This window comes from Limosilactobacillus portuensis (genome assembly GCF_028607025.1).
Lineage (GTDB): Bacteria > Bacillota > Bacilli > Lactobacillales > Lactobacillaceae > Limosilactobacillus > Limosilactobacillus portuensis.
The window spans coordinates 1302700-1324449 of the sequence record NZ_CP117296.1 but is presented as its reverse complement, the minus strand read 5'-3'; the positions used below and the strand labels follow the sequence as shown (position 1 = coordinate 1324449).

Here is a 21750-nt window from a genome sequence, read left to right as displayed (position 1 = left end):
ATTTTTAATAATCATTTAACTTTGAGCACTTTCCTGAACCAAACCGTTGAAAAAGTGCTTGACTGAAACTTGACCACCACGTGAGGCAGTACCGTTAATAATTTTCATTTCATTATGAACATTCTTGTATTCAAAAAGGTTATTAGCATATTCCAAAATAATATCGTTTTCTGGATAATCAATGCACATGTGGGCGAGGTTATTTAGCCCCGTCTTAAGGTCACGACGAATTCGCTGAAGAATAATTTTTTTACCGTGATCGTCACAGCGGAAAATTTCATGAAAGTTAATGTTATCAAACGTAATTCCTTGTTCAATCATGACATTGATAATCCGGGTAATGTCTTGGGCGCCAGAACCATTTGTAATCCCGAGAAAACGAAGAATTGACTTCACATTTTCCTTTTCTTTACTCTTGAAGTTAATATTAGTTGTGTTTTGATTAGCAGCTCCACTGACCAGATCAAGGATCTGCAACATCCGGTTTGACATGTTGATGTTTTCGCCAATTAATTTAATGACAGTTTTTACTTCAGCAACGTTCAAGGGTTTTTCGATGCAAAAGTCAACTCCGGCCTGGTAAGCATTTGTCCTTCCAGCAGGATCAAATGCCTGACTAACCATTATAAAATGAGGGTGATGGTTGCTTTGTTGAATTCGTTTAATTAGTTCAATTCCGTTAATTTGGGACAGGGACGGGTTAACAAACATAACATCAATACTTAGGCGAATAACGTCCTCAAATGCCTGCTCAGCATTGAAGGTTGTACCAACAACTGAATTATTAAAGTCATTTTCAATAATATCTTTAAGGAGAGATGTAGCGTTATTATCATTATCAACAATGTAGAAGTTCATTTTAATACCTCGAATCAAATTGAGTCATTTTGAGTTTATTTGAAGCTAAAGCGAAAGTCAATAATAATTCATTAGATATTGAATATTAAGCATACTGATTAATAAAATGCTTGTGAAATGTATATTATTGGGTTGAATAATGAATGAATAGTGATGGATCCGCTTTCTTTAAATGTATATTTTCGATCATTGTGAAAATAAATTCAAACTTTTTGGTGAATCATTTTGAAGCAAAATGAATTTTTCTGAAAGTGCTTACTATTATATAAACCGTAAAGAATTTCAAGGAGGAAATTTAATTATGGCATTCAATTTACGTAATCGTAGTTTTTTGACACTTTCAGACTTTAACAAGCGTGAAATGGAATACATGCTTGACCTTGCTGAAGATTTAAAGAAGGCTAAGTATGCTGGTACTGAAGGTAAGAACCTTGAAGGCAAGAACATTGCCTTAATCTTCGAAAAGAGTTCAACTCGTACTCGTTGTTCATTCGAAGTTGGTGCTAAGGATGAAGGTGCTCACGTAACTTACCTTGGCCCATCAGGCTCACACATTGGTCACAAGGAATCTGTTAAGGATACTGCCCGTGTTCTTGGTGGTATGTTTGATGGTATTGAATACCGTGGTTTCTCACAACGGAATGTTGAAACTTTGGCTAAGTACTCAGGTGTTCCGGTTTGGAACGGTTTAACTGATGAAGACCACCCAACACAAGTATTGGCTGACTTCTTAACTGCTCATGAAGTATTGAAGAAGCCTTACGAACAAATCAAGTTCGCCTTTGTTGGTGACGGTCAAGACAACGTATCTAACGCTTTGATGTTAGGTGCTGCTGTTATGGGTATGGAATACCACGTTGTAACTCCTAAGGAATTGAACCCAACTAAGGAAGTTCTTGACAAGGCTAACGCTATTGCTGCCGAAACTGGCGCTAAGATCGTTGTTTCTAACGACGTTAAGGAAGGCGTTAAGTGCATGGATGTTATCTACGCCGATGTTTGGGTATCAATGGGTGAATCAGATGACATGTGGGAAAAGCGGATCAAGCTTCTCAAGCCTTACCAAGTTACTAAGGAAGTTATGGACGCTACTGAAAACCCTAACGCTATCTTCGAACACTGTCTTCCAGCATTCCACAACCTTGACACTGAAGTAGGTAAGGAAATCTACAAGAAGTTCGGTCTTAAGGAAATGGAAGTTACTGATGAAGTCTTCGAAAGCAAGAACTCAGTTGTATTCCGTGAAGCTGAAAACCGGATGCACACTATCAAGGCTGTTATGGTTGCAACCTTAGGTGAACACAACTAAGGAGGACTCCTAAATGGCTAAAGTAGTTGTTGCCTTGGGTGGTAATGCCCTCGGTAAGTCTCCCGAAGAACAATTGAAGTTAGTTAAGAATACTGCTTCATCATTAATCGGGTTAATTGATGCTGGTAATCAAGTTGTTATCAGTCACGGTAATGGTCCACAAGTTGGTGCAATCAACCTTGGTATGAACTTTGCTGCTGAAAATGGTAAGACTGCTGCCTTCCCATTTCCAGAATGTGGCGCAATGAGTCAGGGTTACATTGGTTACCACTTACAACAAAGTCTTCAAAATGAATTGCACCGTCGTTGGATGAACAAAAATGTAGCAACTGTTGTTACTCAAATTGCTGTTGATCCAGAAGATCCTGCATTCCAAAATCCTTCTAAGCCTGTTGGTGACTTCTACACTAAAGAACAAGCTGAACAGATTGAAAAGGAAAAGGGCTACACCTTCAAAGAAGATGCTGGTCGTGGATACCGTCAAGTTGTTCCTTCTCCACTTCCACAGAAGATTATGGAATTGAACAGTATCAAGACCTTGATTGAAGCTGGCGATCTTGTTATTGCTGGTGGTGGTGGCGGTGTTCCCGTTATCATGACTGACGATGGCTTACAAGGTGTTCCAGCAGTTATCGACAAGGATCGTTCTAGCGCATTGCTTGCTGATAAGATTGATGCTGATACTTTAATCATCTTAACTGCTGTTGATTACGTATTTGTAAATTACGGTAAGCCAGATGAAAAGGCTTTGAAGACATTAAATGTTGCTGAAGCCCAAAAGTACATGGATGAAAAGCAATTTGCTGCTGGTAGTATGCTTCCTAAGATTGAAGCCTGCTTATCCTTCGTTGAAGGTCACCCAGAGCGGAAAGCTTTGATTACTTCACTTAACGGCTTAGACGATGCCCTTGCTGGTAAGGTTGGTACTGTTATTAGTGATAACTAATCATAAGTCTATCTCTCAAAAGACTATCCAGATGATTCTGGATAGTCTTTTTTTGTCCCATTAACATTGAGCTTTTAAACTAAACAAAACCTCAGACTTGAATTTTGAATTCAGGCCTGAGGCTAATCATTTCTTGAGCTGCTGTTTTAGTTGTTATCCTTTTTGTTGTCTGCGCTAATTGTATAATTTTTAGCTTGATCTTCGTTGTACCTGGCAAGAAGGATTTGCTGGTCCTTATCTTTAATGAGATTTTTAATATCCTCATCAGGTTTCAACTCAGGTTTTTCCTTAACAATTTTATCCAATACTTCATCAGAGAATTTAAACTCAGGTTTGACCTTAGTATCACCATTAAGAACGTCAATTGTTTCATCGTAAGAAAGAACCTTTAATTTCCAGCTTGTCCTATCAGCGTCAGGCTGGTGAAGAACGTCTGGATCATTTTTAAGATCCTCACGAAAACCATCTTCATCATATTTATAACCATCTTCTGCCATATTTTATATTCCCCTTCCTATTAGTCATTAGCATTCTTGCAGTGTGGACGAATGTTGATTGCACATACCGCAACGATAACCAGAATGGATCCAAGAATATCAGCTCCGGTTAGGTAAAGGTGGAAAATTAAAACGGAACCAATAGTTGCGGAAAGTGGTTCAAAGGCATCCATTAGACTAAATGTTGTTGCATCAATATACTTAAGTGAGGTATTTGCCAGGTAGAACGGAATAATTGTTCCAATAATTAGGATACTTGCACAATCAATCCAAACACTGGGAACGTTTGGAATTGACGGTTGCTGAGGGTGAATTGCTAAAAGAACGATACCAGCGAACAGAAGTCCCCATGCAGTAACGTCTAACGAGGGCACGCGCCCAGTTTGCAACATCTTCTGAGGAATCAAGGTGTTGGTTGCAACCCCAACCGCTGAGATAAAGCCCCAAAAGAGGACCGCCGGTGTAACGGCTAAGTGGTTAAAGCGACCGTGAGTGGCAATGATAAAAACACCAAGGAAAGCGATGATTGCACAAATGATTTCAATCCGTCGTGGCGGCTCATGTCGAAAAACTGCTAGGTAAGCGATAATGAAGAATGGACCAACAAATTGAAGAATAGTGGCAATGGAGGCATTTCCTTCCTGAACTGCCATAAAGTAAGCAAACTGAACAGGTACCAGACCAATTACACCATAGGCAAAAATAACCCAGGTATCGTGCAAGTTATGGAAAATTGCAAATGGATGGTTGCCCATTAGTTTGCTGATTACAATCATAATCACACCACCAAAAATTAATCGCCATTGAGTTAGCCATAATGAAGTGATGGATGGACTAATATTAAAAAGGGCCTTGGCAAACAGACCGGAAATTCCCCAAAAAGTGGTTGCGGTGATTACCATTGCAAGACCAAGAGCTTTTTTATTTGAATTCATTGAAACGATAACCTTTCTTAAAAATACACACGATGTCATTTTACCATGAATCAGTTGGCGGATTTTAAATTTTAAGAAGGAATCTAGTTATTATTAGTTTGAGCTTGAGGTGCGGTTGATGAGGCATTTTTCTTTGAATAGAGGAGCTTAACGTTTTGAATATCTGTTGATTGAATTGGGTAATTAGAACCGCTTGGCTGCATTACTGAAATATCATCTGTATGGTGAAGACCAATTGCATGACCAAGTTCATGTTCGGCTGTATTGACAATGCGTCGTTGTGAATAGCCATAGACTGGATTTAGTAGATATGCAGAGTTAAGCTCAACTCTCACATAGATGAAGTTGCCATTGCTAGAATTGATGTTTGCTTCTGTTAAACCAGCTGCTCCATCCTTGTCATCGTCAATTGTTGTAAAAAGAATATTAGCATTTTTTTGCTTCTTAACCACGTGAAAAGTGAAGGAACCAGTATCGTTCCATGCTTTGATTGCTGATTTAGCAGCACTTCGTAAAACCGGATCTTTGATATTAATAAAAATAGTGGCAAAATTTGTTGGCCATTTACCGACAGGCTTCGAGTAAGTGGTTTTCTTTTCTGTTCTTTGCGAGTTGCCTTTTGTTAATTTTGGTTTTTGTTTCTTTTTTCCCGTAACCTGGTTAATAACGTTTTGGGTGTGAATCTGAACTTCATGGATGAAAATATTAACGTTAGAGTTTACTATTTCAATATTTTGATAAGACCAGATTGCAGTGATAAAAATCAAGCTATAAATTAGTGGGAGAAAGAATTTCGAATATTTCTTCATTGGATTGCCCCCATAAAGTGCATTCTAATGAACTTCTCACAGCTTGTCTATTATTTAGAATGGATTTATAACTATATAAGCCGCTACTGGGAAAAGTTTTGCGGTAAAATAGTTTATAATAAGGTTGCGAGGGGGAAATCGATCATGGTTGCAGGATTTAAACTCCATGTTGAACTTAGTTGGGGCGAAAAGAGAGATTACCTATTAGCAAATGATGTAGAGCCGGGCTTAGAGCATCGTTATCAAACACGAGAGAATTGGCAAGAGGTAATGAAGGGGGCTTTGATTAACGTTCCGGTTGGCCCATATATTAAGGAAAATCGGGTGATTCCGCCAATTGCAACTGCTAAAGTGCTGGATGTTACTGCGGTAGATCAAGTCGATCCTAAGCTACAACGGACCCGAAGCCAGTTTATAATGGCTGCTATCTGGGAAAGCCAGTCTGATGTGCAGGATTATAACTTTATGCATCATGATTATCCGTGGTGGTCACAACGACAAATTAAAGCAGATGTTGATTATTGGAATAATGGTACTAGGCACCCGTGGATTAATATGGTAACGAAGTGGCGGATTTGGTTACAAAAACATCGTCACTAGTGAATTTGATTAAAACGAATCCGTAGAAAATGGTTGACTAATTAAAATTCACCGTGTATATTATTATTGTTATCTTATTGGGCATTCGCCAAACTGGTAAGGCAGTGGACTCTGAATCCATAATTTACTGGTTCGAGACCAGTATGCCCAATTAGTTAGGGTTCCGTATTATTCGGAGCCTTTTTTTATTGAAATTTCATGTGTGATTTGTTTCTTGGTAAAATACCTTTAGACATTGAGGGGAAGATAAAATGGCAAGTAATTCTGATTCAATTTATTACGTATTAACCAAGATTAAGCATCATCCAGAACTAATAGTTAGTGAAAAAGTGCAATATACCAACACAATTTCCGTTTTTATTAAGGACTCATTGAAAATTGCGGATGCTTCTTTCTATTTTCCGGATGATCGCCTAATGGTAAATCGGCTATCAAATGACTTTGTGGCTAAAAATGGTGATTTGCTAGAAAGTTTTTTTGTTAAGACGCATCAAAAAGAAAAAAACTATCATGATGTTTGGGTAACAACTGCTCACGTCAAGAAGATGAGGGTTTATTTATTAGAGCTATCGTTTGAATAATTTAGGGATGGTGCAAAGGAGATTATGGCATTATTCATTTCCACGATTGTGATTACTGGGGCAGCGATCGTAGCTAGTATCATTCATGCGCTCGTCCCGCGAATATCAATTAACTATGTCAGCATGATAATTGGAGTAGGAATTGCATTAATTGTGCCATTGAATCGGCTAATTGCGCCTTTCCATTCTGAAGTATTTATGTACGTGGTTGCACCGCTAATTTATTTTGAGGGGCAAACAATGAGGATTAACTTGATTCGACAGTCAGTTTGGAAAATTGTTTGGACAGCCGTTATTTTGGTTGTAATTATGATGGTTGTGTCAGGAACAACGTTAAGTTTAGTTGGTGTTCCGGTGGCGCTTGCCTTTTTGGTGGCAGCGTTAAGTACCCCTACGGATGCAACAGCAACTGAAGCAGTGTCGGAAGGGTTGATTGTCCCACCAATTCAAAAATCATTCCTAAAAATGGAATCGCTTTTCAATGATGCAAGCGGAATTATTTTAACGAGTGCTACCGCCTTGTGGGTTGAACAGGGTAATTTTGACTATCAACGAACAATTAGCGGCTTTCTCTTTTCAGCAATTGGCGGGATCATTGTAGGTGTTATTTTTGCTTTGATTATGATTAGCTTTCGCCGGAGTCTATACCGGTTTAATGTTTTGATTTCTAATGCACAGAATATTTTGTTCATTATTACGCCATTTGTGATTTACTTTATTGCTGAAGAATTACATGTTTCCGGAATTATTGCTGTAGTCTGTGCGGGATTAATGCAAAATAGTGAAAGTGCAAGTAGTCGTTTTGTGTATCCTCGACAATTTCATACTGGTGAGGTTTTGATTAATCTTTTAAATGAACTGTTAAATAACTTTGTCTTTGTTATTTTGGGTGTTCTCATAATAAGAGTTATTAGGGATGATATCATCAACCAAGACGCGGGATTTAATTGGATTGGCATCGGGATCATTCTTTACCTTATCAATATCATCATTCGCTATCTTTTTGGTCGTGGATATAAGATGGGAAATCGTGGCAGTTGGATCTTCTCCCTCGGTGGTGTACGTGGTGCGATTACTCTTGCATTAGTATTTACCGTTGCCAATAGTGTAACAGCAACTCAATTTCGCAACATTATTTTGATTGAGGCATTGGTTGTGATCTTAAGTATGGTAGTTCCTACCATAGTTTTTCCGTTTATCCTGAAGCATGATATTTCTGAGAAAGAGACTATTCAACGAATGAACAGTCTAAAACAAGCAATGGTGGAAGAAGGATTAAAGGCTGTTCAAAATATTTATCTTCCTGACCGGGTTAGGGAAAGTGTGTGTTACGATCTTCGGGATCAAAGATCTAATAACTCGCTCAAAGATTTTTGGCAACAATAGTTCCGCTTCAGTAAATCGCCTGAATTTTCGGCTGAGGAGCGAGAACTGGAACAGCGAGCACTTCGGTGGGCGTTTAAGGCCGAGCGGGATTATTTAGACATGGTTTCCCAACGCGAAAATATGCGCGAGTATGTTTTTCAATTGTATAACGATGTATTACTATCTGAATCAATTCTGATTGATCCAGATAGTAAATTAAGTTAATTAATGTTTGACAATATATGAGAAAATCTGTATACTTCTCTTGTATTGTTTATTGCCCGCTGGTCAAATTGGTTAAGACGTCGCCCTCTCAAGGCGGAGTTACGGGTTCGATCCCCGTGCGGGTGATTTTTTATTTTCAACTATGTAGTATAGGTAAATAATATTTAACCACAAGAAAGCGCAAGGGAGGCAGGCTAACTACTTCTTTTAGCGCTTTTTGAATTTAACGATTATTTTAATGAAAATGATTAAGAATAATAGTGAAACGTGTTACACTAAGATAGTGTTATTTTTAAATTTGCAAAAATAAATGGTGTTTAGATTATGAATTTAAAAAATGTACTTATAATTGTTGGGGTAATTGCACTAATTCTGTTAATTATCCAGTATGTTGGGCAAGTTAGACGAATGCGCCAAGGTAATAACTTTGTTAGCCGCGGCCGAGCATTTGTTAACTGGCTATTGTTGTTTATTATTATTGGTAGTATTGGTGGAACTGTTTATGCAGATCACCACTCAAAGGCGGATTCTGATATAACAGAAACCAAGGCAATTACCAATGATAATGATGAGGAAGCTGACCAAGTATATATTAACTTCGACAAGAAGAAGGCACGGTTGAATAGTGATGGTGTAGCACCAATGAAAATTATTGTCTCACCAGATACAAAGGTGAAAATCGTTGGCCATGATACTGGTAAAGTTTACAAGACCTTCAAGGCGGAAAAGAGTGATGGTCCTGTAACAATTAAGTATGACTTCGAATATGCTGCTAAGTACGATATTATCGCAACTCGTGGTGATAAGAAGGTTAAGAAGACCATTACAATTAAGGAACAAAAGAATGATTCATCATCTTCTTCATCCTCATCTGTTGCAAGTAGTTCTAGCTCTTCTAGCAGCTCATCTTCTAGTCATAGCTCATCCCATTCTTCAAGCAGTAATTCCAACAACAGAGGGAATAATAATGCTGGTGGAAATAATAACTCTGGAGCATCTTACAATGGCGGTGGTAGTAGTTACCGTGGTAATACAGGTGGTGGCGGCTACACACCATCCCACTCCTATAATGGTGGTGGCCATACTGGTGGCGGTAGTACCATTAGTAATCAACCAACAATTAGTACCCAACCAACTATTGGGAACCAATAATTTCGTTTTTTGTTAAAGTTACTAAGGACTCAGGTATTTCACTTTAGGTGAGACCTGAGTCTTTATTTTTAAAATTTATTCATGATCATTGCTTTTTACAGAAAACGTGGTTATTATGTAATGGTTATGTACTTAACAATTATGCACCTAACGATGGGAGATGGAAGAATGATCACCGATGATGAAGTATTTCCTCAGTTGTTTAGTTTAATCAGACAAATGCATAATCTCTCCAAAAGAAACGTTAAGCATTCGGGAATGTACCTTGGGAGGGGCCGAATAATTCATATCTTGGCAATGCGGGATCAACCGTTATCGCAACGAGAATTAGCGGATATGGCGAATATTAAGCCGGGTTCTTTAACGGAAGTGCTTGAACGTTTAGAGCGAGATAACCTTATAAAGCGGGAACGCCTTGCAAATGATCGTCGAGTAATTCACGTCCGGTTGACGACGAAGGGACGAAAAGCTTACCAAAAAATTGTAGAAGAGCGGCATGAATTTGGCAGTCACCTTTTAGAAGGAATCAAGCAGGAAGACCTAGTGCGTTTTGTTAAGGTAGTCAATATGATGGAAAAGAACCTTCACTGTTATTACGGTGATCGGTTATCAAAAGAAAGGAAAGGTGAACGCTTTGATCAAAATTGCTAGAGATAACCTTGCTAAATGGGCAACGACCTTGGCTGTGCTGTTCTTATTAGTCCAAGTTGCCTGTGACTTATACTTGCCAACAATCACATCCGATCTAGTAAACAACGGGATTGTAAAGCAAAATTTAGGTTATATTTGGCATGCTGGCGGGTTAATGCTAATTGTTGCTGGGATCGGTGTCGCAGCAGCAGCGGGGAATGTTTATTTTGCGGCTACTCAATCAATGCAGGTTGGTGAAAAGCTTCGTAAACAAGTGTTTAGTCATGTGATGAAGTTTTCTAGTCGTGATATGAGTAAGTTTGGCGACTCGTCGCTAATTACCCGGTCCACTAACGATATTGTGCAAATTCAAAATGTTATGATGCAGGTCTTGCGAATGATGCTGCAATCACCGATTATGCTGGTGGCCGCTTGTGTCTTAGCCTATATTCGTGAGCCACGACTGACTAAGGTATTTTTAATTAGTTTACCGATTTTGGCAATTGTTGTTGGCGTTGTAATGTACTTTGCGGTTCCTCTGTTTAAAAGCATTCAGTTTAAAACTGACCGAATTAACTTGATTTTTCGGGAAGGACTGACCGGGGTGCGGGTAATTCGGGCATTCCGTCAGGATCAGCGTGAACAAAAACGGTTCAAAGAGGCTAATGCTGATTATACAGATACTGCAATTAAAGCATACACATTAGTTTCATTCTTGTTTCCCGTAATGACCTTAATCCTTAGTTTGACGAATGTTGGGATTATTCTTTTAGGAAGTCACCTGATCGCAAATATGACGATGCAAGTCGGGAACCTAATTGCATTTATGACCTACGCTACACAGATCATGATTAGTTTTATGATGTTATCAATGGTCTTCGTTTTTGTTCCCAGGGCATCTGCCTCAGCAGCGCGGGTTAATGCTGTCCTTGAACATCAACCAAGCGTTAAAGATCTTCCTGTAGTAGATCGGGAACATCTTGCAGAAGAGACTCCAGCTTCATTAAGTTTTGATCACGTTAATTTTCGGTATACGGGCGCTGAACGTTTAGCGTTGGAAAACCTTAATTTTAAAGTAACGGCTGGACAGACATTAGCGATTATCGGTGGAACTGGTTCGGGGAAGTCGACCCTTGTTAATTTAATCCCGCGGCTCTTTAATATTGAGAGTGGTGAAATCAAGGTTAACGGTATCTCAATTGATAAATTAAGTCAGCAGGAACTACACTCGGTCATTTCAATTACCCAGCAAAAGGCGGTTCTCTTTACCGGGACGATTCGTTCAAATCTTCAATTTGGAAACCCGAATGCAACGGAAGACGAAATGTGGTCGGCACTACGAATTGCTAAGGCAGCTGACTTTGTTAAGGAAGCTGGTGGCTTAGATGCTAAGGTTGAGCAGTCGGGAAGTAACTTTTCTGGTGGTCAGCGACAACGATTAGCAATTGCCCGGACGATTATTAAGCCAGCTTCAATTTACATTTTTGATGATTCATTCTCTGCCCTTGATTTCAAGACAGATGCCGAATTACGACAAGCTCTTAAGCAAGATCCGCAATTACAAAATGCTGTTAGTGTAATTGTGGCTCAGCGGGTTTCGACCGTGGCTAATGCTGACCTAATTATTGTTTTAGATGATGGTAAAGTGGTTGGTCAGGGAACTCACGAGCAATTAATGAAGAATAATTCGGTATATCAAGAAATTGTTTATTCACAAATAGCAAAGGGGGATGACCAGAATGCATAACGGACCACGTGGACGAGTGAAAAAGGCTCAACACTTTTGGCCAACGACGAAGCGACTATTTGCTTACCTTAAGCCGTGGCGGTTTGGCGTAATTATTTCAATAATATTAGCGATCATCTCCGTTGTTCTATCAATCTTGGCACCAAAAATTCTTGGGGAAGCAACCACCATTATTTATGATGGGGTAATGCGTGGCTATGCAGAAATGAAGCAAGGAGTCCACCTTACTAGCCTGCCAATTGACTTTCACCGGATCTTTCAGATCGGTTTAACTGTAATCCTGCTGTATGTCTTCTCGGGATTATTTAGTTTTGCTCAGCAGATTATTATGACCAGAATTTCCCAGAAGGTCGTTTTCAATCTTCGTGGCGATTTAAAGGAGAAGATGCAACGGGTTCCGGTTAAATTTTATGATACCCATAGTAATGGTGATATTATGAGCCGGATGGTTAACGATATGGATAATATTGCGGGAACTCTTCAACAAAGTTTAATTCAGATTGTTACGAGCGTTATTACCTTTGTCGGGGTTTTAGCGTTAATGATTACAATTAGCTGGAAGCTAACATTAGTGGCACTGATTACGTTACCGCTGAGTGCGTTAATTGTTGCTTTTGTAGCACCGACTGCCCAACGACTCTTTAGTAATCAACAGGCAGAACTTGGTAAAATTAACGGTCAAGTTGAAGAAACCTACGCCGGACACACGATTGTTAAGACTTTTAATAAGGAAAAAGATGAAGAGAAAACATTCGCAGAGAAAAATCATCGCTATTATCAGGCTGCCTGGAAAGCCCAATTTTTCTCTATTTTGATCTTTCCGTTAATGAATTTTGTTCGGAACCTTGGCTACTTAATGGTTGCGGTAGTAGGAGCAATTGAGGTAATTCATGGGCAGATCACATTAGGTAATGTTCAAGCTTTTCTTCAATATACGAACCAGTTTTCTCAACCGATTACCCAAATCGCTAACTTGAGTAGTACAATTCAGCAAACAATTGCTTCCGCAGAACGGATCTTTGAGGTGCTTGATGCGCCAGAGATGGTTTCTTCAGACGCGGATCCAACATTAGTTGAGGAGAAACCATTACCAAAGATTGAGTTTGCTAATGTTGATTTCAGCTATAATGACGAGCCATTAATTGAAAACTTTAACCTTAAAGCGATGCCAAACGAAATGGTAGCGATTGTCGGGCCAACTGGTGCAGGAAAAACTACCATTATTAATCTCTTAGAACGGTTCTATGAGGTTAAGGGCGGCAAGATTTATCTTGATGGGCAAAATACCAAGTCGATGTCGCGTGATGAACTGCGAAGTCGTCTTGCAATGGTGCTTCAAGATACCTGGTTATTTACTGGGACAATTTTTGATAACATTAAATATGGACGAAACGATGCAAGTGATGATGAAGTCTACCAAGCGGCTCGACTAGCACATGCAGATAACTTTATTCGTGAACTTCCAGACGGCTATGACACCATATTGGATGAGTCAGCATCCAATATTTCACAGGGACAGCGTCAACTATTAACAATTGCCCGGGCATTCTTAGCAAATCCAGAGGTATTAATCCTGGATGAAGCGACAAGTTCTGTTGATACGCGGACAGAAGAACTAATTCAAAGGGCAATGAATGAATTACAGAGGGGAAGAACAAGCTTTGTTGTTGCCCACCGGTTGTCGACAATTCGAAATGCGGATAAAATTATTGTGTTGAATCATGGTCATATTCTTGAAACGGGAAATCATAAGTCCCTGATGAAGAAAAATGGCTTTTATGCTGACCTTTATAATAGTCAGTTTGTTGGTAATAACCTTTAATGAAAGATTGAATTATTTGAATAAAGCTGGGAGAATTTCCCGGCTTTTTTATTTGCGCTACAATAGTATGGACTGAATGGAATGAATGGGGGAAAGAGGAATGAAAAATCAATATCGAGAAACAATTGCTGGATTAAATGAGTTGGTTGAACGGGGAATTGTTCCGGGAATAAGCTATGCGCTTTTTGATCACGGAACAGAGTATCGAGAAGTAAAGGGTTATGCAGAAATACAGCCAAAAAGAGAACCATTAAAAGCAAGAATGCAGTATGACTTAGCGTCACTAACAAAAGTAATTGGTACTGTTCCGGTAATTGCAATCGCAATTCAAGCGGGGAAACTTAAGCTAACTGATCCAGTGCAAAAGTATTTACCAGAGTTTAAGGACCCTCGACCGACCATTCAGAATCTTTTAACGCATACTTCAGGAATTTGTGGATATATTCCGCACCGTGATGAATTAACGGCAAGAGAGCTTAAGCAGGCATACTTAACACAACAGCATGTTGATTCTAGTCTCAATCGTCAAATCAGGTATGCTGATGTTAATTTCCTTTATCTTGGTTGGATTGCAGAAAAAATCTATGGACAGTCAATTCAGTCGTTGATTCAAAGGCAGGTGTTAGATTCGCTGAACATGAAGGAAACAACGTTCAAACCATTTGCGATAAATAGTGTTCCGACTGAAGTGCAGAAAGAACGAGGGTTAATTCGGGGAACTGCTCATGATCCGAAGGCGTATGTTCTAGGATCCGAGTGTGGGTGTGCCGGAATGTTTTCAACGTTAGATGATTTGTTGCTTTATAGTCACGCACTGATTGAAACTAACCTTAATGGCCTGTTAGACAATTGGATGGTTGACCAGCTATTTAAGGACCAGACATTAATTCCGGGAGAGCATAGTCGTTCGTTAGGGTGGAAACTTCTTCACGCAGTTAATGATCGTCATCTCATCATTAGCCATACCGGCTTTACGGGAACGTGGTTAATCCTTGACCGAGAAGAAGACCAAGGGATGATAGTTTTGACAAATCGAGTTCATCCTACTGCCAAAAATGAGGCTTACCTGCAGGCCCGTGACCGACTTTATGCTACTTATCTCCACGAAAAAGAAAACGCGTAATTAATTACTAAAAAAACTTTGTGAAATTATTATTCAACTTTATACAAAACAGATGGACGGATTATGCATTTTTGTGGTCTTGATTGTATATAAAAATGTATAATTTTTGCCAAAATTCATTCAAGGATAAAATTACACAAATCTGCGTCAAAATGGTATTTGACAACGGTTTCAAAACTAGTTATTATATACACGTAATCAAATGAAAGCACACAAAAGGAGTGAGTGTATATGCAAAGCCCAATTCACGTAACATCTGAAATTGGTAAGCTTAAGACAGTTATGCTTCATCGACCTGGCCATGAAATTGAAAACGTCTACCCTGACATTCTTCACCGGATGCTCGTTGATGATATTCCATACCTGCCAATCGCACAAGAAGAACATGATTACTTTGCTAAGACTTTAAAGGACCAAGGAATCGAAGTACTTTACTTCGCTAAGTTGGCAGCTGAAGCTTTAGCAGATGATCAAGTAAAGAATGAATTCCTTGAAAAAATGTTAGCAGAATCTGGCCACGCTGCTGGTGCTGTTCATGACGCTTTGAAGGAATACTTACTTAGCATGGATACCCAAGCAATGGTTGACAAGATTATTGCTGGGGTACGGAAGGATGAAATCCACACCAAGTTCGTTTCACTTGCAGAAATGGCTGAAGATGCAGATTACCCATTCTTCATGGATCCAATGCCAAACGCATACTTCACTCGTGACCCACAAGCCTCAATTGGTGATGGTATTACCATTAACCACATGACATTTAAGGCTCGTCAACGTGAATCACTATTCACTGAATATATTATTAAGCACAACCCTCGGTTCGCTAACAAGGGTGTTCATGTATGGCGTGACCGTTACCATGACACTCGGATCGAAGGTGGGGATGAATTAGTTCTTTCCGACCACGTATTTGCTATTGGTATTTCTCAACGTACTTCAGCAGATGCAATCATGGACATCGCACGGAACTTATTCAAGGATTCTAACTACGACACTGTTGTTGCTATCCACATTCCACATAACCATGCTATGATGCACCTTGACACGGTCTTCACAATGATTAATTACGATCAATTTACTGTTCATCCGCAAATCTTGGATGGTGGTAAGATTGATACTTACATTCTCCACCCAGGTAAGGATGGGGAAGTTGAAATTCAACACCGGACAGACCTTCAAAAGGTTCTTGAAGAAGTATTGGACAAGCCTGAAATTGACTTGATCCCTACTGGTAATGGTGATCCAATCGTTGCTCCACGTGAACAATGGAACGATGGTTCTAACACGTTAACAATTGCACCAGGTGAGGTTGTTACTTACGACCGTAACTATGTATCTAATGATTTGCTGCGGAAGCACGGAATTCTCGTTCATGAGGTTCGTTCAAGTGAATTGTCTCGTGGTCGTGGTGGTCCACGTTGCATGTCCTGCCCAATTGTACGTGAAGATCTTAAAAACTAGTTAGTTTGAAAGCAGCAAATGCACTTGGAAGCTGAATCCTGGTTCAGTTGTAGTGTTTCTTGCTGCTTTTATTGTACTGAAATAACATTGTTGTATAATTAATTTGTTAAATTGTGATTAGGGGTGAACGTGAATGAATCGTAAGGCGCGACGAAAGGTGATCGAACAGTTAGTTAGTGATCACAAAATCGAAACCCAGGATGAATTGTTGGATTTATTAACCCAACAGGGGATCGAAACCACCCAAGCGACGATTTCTCGTGATATTCATGCGCTCAATATTGTTAAGGCTAATGATGGTGAAGGCCATACCTACTATGTCCAACTACAATTAGCGCCGGAGCATGATTTCAGTAGATTGTATACGGGAATTCGTGAGAATGTTCGTACAATTGAAACCGTGCAATTTATTAATGTTGTAAAAACGGCCTTGAATTCTAGTTACGCAACGATCCTCGGTGGGATGTTTGATGAGCTGGATATTCCTGAAGTTGTTGGCACAATTGCGGGGAATGATACGTTAATTATTATTAGTAAAAATAGTAACGATGCGCGTGCAATTTACAATTTAATAATGAAGCACATTAGCTCACATTTAGACTAAAAGGGGTGTAAAGATGGAAAATGAAAAGAAAGGGATCAGTAAAGGCGAATTAATTGCCCTTATTGTTAGTTCCTGTATTGGTACTGGTATCTTTGGGATTACCAGTGATGTTGCTGCTGCCGCTGCGCCAGGTCCTGCTCTGTTAGCATGGGTCTTCGTTGGTATCGGATTCTTAATGCTTGTTCTCTCATTGAACAACTTATCTGAAAAGCGTCCTGACTTAACTGCTGGGATCTTCTCATATGCTGGTGCCGGTTTCGGACCAATGGGTGAATTTATTTCCGGTTGGTCATACTGGTTATCTGCATGGCTTGGTAACATTGCCTTCGCGACAATGTTGATGAGTTCAATTGGTACTTTCTTCCCAACCTTTAAGGGTGGTCAAAACCTACCATCAATTATTGTTGCAATTGTTTTCTGTTGGCTTTTGACAATCCTTGTTAACAATGGTGTGGAAAGTGCGTCCTTCGTAAACATGATTGGGACAATCTGCAAGGTCTTACCACTTGTTATCTTCATTATTATCATGGTTGTTTGCTTTAAGGCCGGAATGTTTACCGCAGATTTCTGGGGTCGTGTTGCTAGCAATGCTTCAAAGGGAACCACTACTGGTTCTGTTTGGGCACAAATGCAAGGAACATTGATGACTCTGATTTGGGTATTTATCGGTGTTGAAGGTGCCTCTGTTATGGCCCACCGTGCTAAGTCACGCTCTGCTGCTCAGCAAGCATCAATTACTGCTTTTGTTCTCTTGGTTGTAATCTATGTTTTGATTTCAATTTTGCCATATGGTGTATTAGACCGTGCACAATTGGCTTCAATGGGTCAACCTGCTATTGGTCACGTTCTTCAAGCAACTGTTGGTACTTGGGGCTCAATTCTGATTAACGTTGGTTTGATTATTTCAACCATTGTTTCATGGTTATCATGGACGATGCTGCCAGCTGAAACTACAATGCTGGTTGCTGAAGATAAGGCAATGCCTAAGGTTTGGGGAAAGGTTAACTCAAAGAACGCACCTACTGCTTCCTTGATGATTACTGCTGTATTGCAAACCATCTTCCTCTTCTCATTGCTTTTCACTGATAAGGCATATGAATTTGCTTACTCACTTTGTTCTGCTGCTATCTTGTTCTCATACTTATTCGTTGGTCTTTACCAAATGAAGTACAGTTCGGAACATAAAGAATGGGGTCAATTCACCATTGGTTTGCTTTCAGCTGCATTCATGTTCGCATGCATGTTCTTGGCTGGTTGGCAAGAAGTATTACTTGTTTCCATCAGTTTCATCCCTGGATTTATCATCTATTACCTTGCCTGCCGCGAAAATGACCATAAGATGAGCGCTGCCGAAAAGTGGGTTATGGTATTAATTCTTGTACTTAGTGTTGTTGCTATTTGGCTTGTTGCCAATGGTACAATCACTGTGGGTTAATGTGATATAATAATTGAATAAAAAACAAGTGAGGTGATTAAGGTGAAGGAAAAGAAATTAAATCTATTCCTCTTAATCACCTTAATTGTTGGAACAATAATCGGCGGTGGAATTTTTAATAGTCCCACCGACCTTATTTTAAAGGCTAATCCATTAGCAGCGTTAATTGCTTGGATAATTGGCGGATTCGGAATTTTAATGCTAGCGCTTGTTTTCTATAAGCTAGCAATTGTCAAACCAGATCTTAATGGTGGAATCTATACCTATGCAAAAGAAGGATTTGGTAATTATGTTGGTTTTAATTCGTTTTGGGGTTATTGGTTAGGAGCAATTTTTGGTAATATTGCCTTTATTTCTCTCTTCTTTAAGACCCTAAATAGTATGTTGCCACATCAGTTATCGCCTTTTGGATGTTTTATTGGTGGTTCCATTATTTTATGGGGATACACGCTAATCGTGTGGCATGGTGTTCGCGAAGTTAGTATTCTTAATTCAGTTATTACGATTGCTAAAGTCTTACCACTGATTTTAGTAATTATTATCGGAATTACGCTATTCCAGCCACACATCTTTAGCGTTCCGCATTGGACACAGCAATTGGTATCAACTGGGAAAACTGCTAATCTTTCTCAGCAAATTGGTCAAGCAATGAGTACGATTGTTTGGTGCTTTGTGGGGATTGAAGCAGCAGTTTCAATGTCACGTCGAGCAAAGAAACATTCAGAAGTTGGTTTAGCAACGGTAATTAGCTTTGTCATCGTTTGGAGCTTGTATGTTTTAGTTTCGCTTTTACCAATGGGGATTGTTTCGGCACCCGAATTAAGTACTTCCTCTGTGCCACTGGCAACTGTGCTTAGTAAAAGTGTTATCGGTAGCTGGGGTGCATTAATTATTAAAGTCGGATTACTAATTTCGTTGTTAGGAGCGTTGTTGAGTTGGTTTATGATTGGTCCTGAAATTGCTTACGTTACGAGCATGGATCATGCAATGCCCAAACCATTTAAGTTAGTCAACCGGCATAATGTTCCGGGATTTGCATTAATTATCTATACGTTAATTATGCAGGTACTCCTAATGGTCCTTCTATTGCCACAGTTACAAACTGCTTATACAATTGCTTATACGTTGGCGACAACAACGACCTTAGTAGCATATTTATTATCGTCTTTGTATGGACTCAAACTAGCTTTTAAGGAATCATATGGTTTTGGGTTTAAGATCGTTGCGTTAATCGCGTCTGCCTATGCGATTTATACATTATTTGCTACTGGGATTGAATATGCCTTTGCAAGTGCAATTATTTTTTCATTAGGTATTCCAGTTTATTTAGCTGCAAAACCAAAAATGAGAAAATATGAAAAAGCAATTGCGCTAGTAATCGGCTTAGCGGGAATTCTAGCTCTAATAATGATCCTTCGTGGAGGAATTAACTTTTAATGAAAACAGGTCCTGAGAATGCTTACATTCATTCTCAGGACCTGTTTTTATTAGCTAAAATGTTTGTTTAATTATTAACTGTTCTTGGTTACTAAAGTCCTCATTTGGGTATTTTTTGTGAAGGGCAGCTAACAAAAGATGCTTGGCAATTTCGCCATTCCGGGTAAGAATTGGCCCGTGGAAGTATGAACAATAAACTTCTTTGTAAATTGCTCCTTCAGTTTTGTCTTGACCATTATTTCCGTGACCAGAGATTACTTTGCCGAGTGGTCGTTCGCCATCGCCTAAGAAGGTCATCCCGTTATGATTTTCAAAGCCGTGGTATTCGTCACCCGTTTGTTCGTTCTTAATAGTGATGTTACCGATAAAACGGTTGTGATCCTGACTGAGAGTATAGTGAGGGAGAATATTTAATCCCGGAATTTTTTCTCCGTTAGCGCCAATATAATATTGACCAAGTAATTGGTAGCCACCACAGATTGCAAGTAATGGTTTTTGATCATCAATAAATTGTTTAATCCCAGTCTTCTTATTTGGCAGATCCTTTGAAACAACGAATTGTTCATAGTCTTGACCGCCACCAAAAAGGGCCAGGTCAAACTTTGCTGGATCAAATTCCTGACCAATACTGATCACTTGAACCGTAATGTCAGCATCCATCTGTTTAGCATAGTACTGTAAAGCAATAATATTACCGACATCGCTATAAGTGTTTAGTAGATTTCCGTACAGGTGTGCAAGATTAAGATGATATTTTGCCATTAATCCATTCCTCCCTTAATGTAGCCCTTTTCTGCCAGTTGTTTTCGTAATTGCAGAACTGCAGTGTAGGTAGCTAGGATATAGACATGCTTTGTCGGCATTTCTTTAATTTTAGCAATTACGTGAGTTAAATCAGGCTCGTGCCACATGCTGTCGACGCCAGCCATTGTAAGTCGGGTAGTGATATCTTTATAACGTTCACCACCGGTCATATATTGAGGAATATTATGCTGAACCAGCTTTTCAAAGTTACCATCCCAGATCCAACTAGTATCAATCCCGTCAGCATAGTTAGCATTTAAAAGAAAAGCAAAGCTAAAGGGCTGGGGATCAGTTTCAATCATATCAAGGACCTGGTTTAACCCAACCGGATTTTTAACCAAAATTAACGTAACTTCTTTACCATCTACATTAATGACTTCTTGACGACCGAAGACCCGTTCATCAGATTCAAAGGCATCTTTAATTTGGGCTTGGCTAACCCCGAGAAATCTTCCTAACGCATAGGCTGCTAAGGCATTATAGATATTATAGAGACCGCCGATACCGATTTTGTATTTTTCACCATCAAGTTCAAAGGTTGAGCTAGTTGGCGTCAGTTGATCAATTTTTGTGACAGCATAAGTCAGCTTTGGCCGTTTAAATCCACAATGAGGACAGAAATAATCACCAAGATTAGCATAAGTTCGCATTCGATATTTTAGGATGTGCTGACACTTAGGACAAAGAAGGCCGTCCGTGTTAGCTGGCGCATCGAATGGTTCCCGTTGCTCGTGATTAAACCCATAGTAAATAATGGGATTAGGTAAATCGTGAGAATTAAACAACTGTTCGTCACCGTTAGCAATAATTGTTGCCTTTGGAGCTAATTTAACCCCGTTAAGAATTTTTTGGTATGTGGTGTAGATTTCCCCATATCGATCCATTTGATCACGGAAAATATTAGTGAAGATAAAAGCAATTGGTGTGATATACTTAGTGACCTTTACCACGTTTGCCTCATCAACTTCAAGTACTGCCAACCCTTTTTTCTTTGGCCGTGGTGCCGTAATGAAAGTAGTAACGATTCCTTGTTCCATGTTTGAACCGGTTGGGTTGGTCAATACTTGGTCGTATTTTTCGCGGAGAACCCTAACACTTAAAGAAGTTGTTAAGGTCTTGCCGTTAGTACCAGTGACAATTACTAAATCATACTTTTTACTGAATGCTTGCAGAATATTAGGGTCAAGCTTTAATGTTAATTTCCCGGGTAATGAACTCCCGCCATTCATGAAGGTGTGGAGAAACCAGTAGCTTGACCGACCAGCTGCTTCAGCAAATGAACTGCGTAATGACATGTATTAAAAATCCTTTCACCGAAATTAGATTACGACTAATTTTAATCTTTAATTGATTAAAAGAAAAGTGTTTCGGATTAATATTAAGAAACCATTACTCACTAGCTAAGTATTT

20 protein-coding genes and 2 tRNA genes are annotated in these 21750 nt (G+C 39.4%); 16 read left to right on the top strand and 6 right to left on the bottom strand.

Features of this window, described 5'->3' with window-relative positions; genetic code table 11:
* Positions 1 to 15 precede the first annotated feature (15 nt).
* Complete coding sequence (locus tag PRK60_RS06835) at positions 16 to 858, bottom strand: DNA-binding domain-containing protein (protein ID WP_178696155.1); 843 nt, start codon at positions 856 to 858, stop codon at positions 16 to 18.
* A 301-nt stretch (positions 859 to 1159) separates the two neighbouring features.
* On the opposite strand from PRK60_RS06835, the gene argF reads away from it, so the two are divergent.
* Complete coding sequence (argF, locus tag PRK60_RS06830; RefSeq protein ID WP_273645850.1) at positions 1160 to 2167, top strand: ornithine carbamoyltransferase; 1008 nt, start codon at positions 1160 to 1162, stop codon at positions 2165 to 2167.
* Positions 2168 to 2180: 13 nt separating this feature from the next.
* Positions 2181 to 3113 (top strand): carbamate kinase, encoded by a 933-nt coding sequence (gene arcC / locus PRK60_RS06825; RefSeq protein ID WP_102168037.1) that lies wholly within the window; start codon positions 2181 to 2183, stop codon positions 3111 to 3113.
* A 146-nt stretch (positions 3114 to 3259) separates the two neighbouring features.
* On the opposite strand, the gene PRK60_RS06820 is transcribed toward arcC, so the two are convergent.
* The 3 genes from PRK60_RS06820 to PRK60_RS06810 form a co-directional block, all read right to left on the bottom strand.
* Positions 3260 to 3610, bottom strand: coding sequence for a hypothetical protein (locus tag PRK60_RS06820; RefSeq protein ID WP_191912236.1), 351 nt, complete (start codon positions 3608 to 3610; stop codon positions 3260 to 3262).
* Positions 3611 to 3630: 20 nt separating this feature from the next.
* Positions 3631 to 4545, bottom strand: a complete 915-nt coding sequence (locus PRK60_RS06815; RefSeq protein WP_102168039.1) for an EamA family transporter — start codon at positions 4543 to 4545, stop codon at positions 3631 to 3633.
* Between the two features lie 83 nt (positions 4546 to 4628).
* Complete coding sequence (locus tag PRK60_RS06810) at positions 4629 to 5354, bottom strand: M57 family metalloprotease (RefSeq protein ID WP_244974038.1); 726 nt, start codon at positions 5352 to 5354, stop codon at positions 4629 to 4631.
* 144 nt (positions 5355 to 5498) lie between these two features.
* On the opposite strand from PRK60_RS06810, the gene PRK60_RS06805 reads away from it, so the two are divergent.
* The 14 genes from PRK60_RS06805 to PRK60_RS06740 all read left to right on the top strand — a co-directional run bounded on the left by PRK60_RS06805 (position 5499) and on the right by PRK60_RS06740 (position 19536).
* On the top strand, positions 5499 to 5954 hold the full coding sequence (locus tag PRK60_RS06805) for a DUF7679 family protein (protein ID WP_102168040.1): 456 nt from the start codon (positions 5499 to 5501) through the stop codon (positions 5952 to 5954).
* A 78-nt stretch (positions 5955 to 6032) separates the two neighbouring features.
* Positions 6033 to 6105: transfer RNA gene (locus PRK60_RS06800), tRNA-Gln, on the top strand.
* A 100-nt stretch (positions 6106 to 6205) separates the two neighbouring features.
* A complete protein-coding gene (locus PRK60_RS06795) occupies positions 6206 to 6535 on the top strand; it encodes a hypothetical protein (protein ID WP_102168041.1) in 330 nt (109 codons plus the stop codon).
* A gap of 24 nt (positions 6536 to 6559) precedes the next feature.
* Positions 6560 to 7921 carry a cation:proton antiporter domain-containing protein gene (locus PRK60_RS06790; RefSeq protein WP_273645849.1) on the top strand — a complete coding sequence of 454 codons (1362 nt, stop codon included), beginning with the start codon at positions 6560 to 6562 and terminating at the stop codon, positions 7919 to 7921.
* Positions 7922 to 8178: 257 nt separating this feature from the next.
* A tRNA-Glu gene (locus PRK60_RS06785) sits at positions 8179 to 8251 on the top strand.
* Between the two features lie 198 nt (positions 8252 to 8449).
* On the top strand, positions 8450 to 9277 hold the full coding sequence (locus PRK60_RS06780) for a hypothetical protein (protein ID WP_178696153.1): 828 nt from the start codon (positions 8450 to 8452) through the stop codon (positions 9275 to 9277).
* Positions 9278 to 9445: 168 nt separating this feature from the next.
* A complete protein-coding gene (locus PRK60_RS06775) occupies positions 9446 to 9928 on the top strand; it encodes a MarR family winged helix-turn-helix transcriptional regulator (RefSeq protein WP_273645848.1) in 483 nt (160 codons plus the stop codon).
* Entirely contained in the window at positions 9912 to 11654 is a 1743-nt protein-coding gene (locus tag PRK60_RS06770; RefSeq protein WP_273646442.1) for an ABC transporter ATP-binding protein, read from the top strand. The genes PRK60_RS06775 and PRK60_RS06770 overlap by 17 nt, the downstream gene beginning before the upstream one ends.
* Positions 11647 to 13476: an ABC transporter ATP-binding protein gene (locus tag PRK60_RS06765; protein WP_102168045.1), complete on the top strand. Its 1830-nt coding sequence runs from the start codon at positions 11647 to 11649 to the stop codon at positions 13474 to 13476. The genes PRK60_RS06770 and PRK60_RS06765 overlap by 8 nt, the downstream gene beginning before the upstream one ends.
* Positions 13477 to 13576: 100 nt before the next feature.
* Positions 13577 to 14599: a serine hydrolase domain-containing protein gene (locus PRK60_RS06760; RefSeq protein ID WP_102168046.1), complete on the top strand. Its 1023-nt coding sequence runs from the start codon at positions 13577 to 13579 to the stop codon at positions 14597 to 14599.
* 231 nt (positions 14600 to 14830) lie between these two features.
* Positions 14831 to 16060: an arginine deiminase gene (gene arcA, locus PRK60_RS06755; protein WP_102168047.1), complete on the top strand. Its 1230-nt coding sequence runs from the start codon at positions 14831 to 14833 to the stop codon at positions 16058 to 16060.
* 133 nt (positions 16061 to 16193) lie between these two features.
* Positions 16194 to 16664 carry an arginine repressor gene (locus PRK60_RS06750; protein WP_102168048.1) on the top strand — a complete coding sequence of 157 codons (471 nt, stop codon included), beginning with the start codon at positions 16194 to 16196 and terminating at the stop codon, positions 16662 to 16664.
* 13 nt (positions 16665 to 16677) lie between these two features.
* Complete coding sequence (locus tag PRK60_RS06745; RefSeq protein WP_273645847.1) at positions 16678 to 18099, top strand: basic amino acid/polyamine antiporter; 1422 nt, start codon at positions 16678 to 16680, stop codon at positions 18097 to 18099.
* A gap of 42 nt (positions 18100 to 18141) precedes the next feature.
* The gene (locus PRK60_RS06740; protein ID WP_273645846.1) at positions 18142 to 19536 is read left to right on the top strand and encodes an amino acid permease; all 1395 of its coding nucleotides are present in this window, start codon (positions 18142 to 18144) and stop codon (positions 19534 to 19536) included.
* A 54-nt stretch (positions 19537 to 19590) separates the two neighbouring features.
* Here PRK60_RS06740 and PRK60_RS06735 read toward each other — a convergent pair whose 3' ends face one another.
* Together PRK60_RS06735 and PRK60_RS06730 are read right to left on the bottom strand one after the other, a co-directional pair.
* Entirely contained in the window at positions 19591 to 20298 is a 708-nt protein-coding gene (locus tag PRK60_RS06735; RefSeq protein ID WP_273645845.1) for a type 1 glutamine amidotransferase, read from the bottom strand.
* Entirely contained in the window at positions 20298 to 21635 is a 1338-nt protein-coding gene (locus PRK60_RS06730) for a Mur ligase family protein (RefSeq protein WP_102168052.1), read from the bottom strand. The genes PRK60_RS06735 and PRK60_RS06730 overlap by 1 nt, the downstream gene beginning before the upstream one ends.
* Between the last annotated feature and the right edge of the window lie 115 nt (positions 21636 to 21750).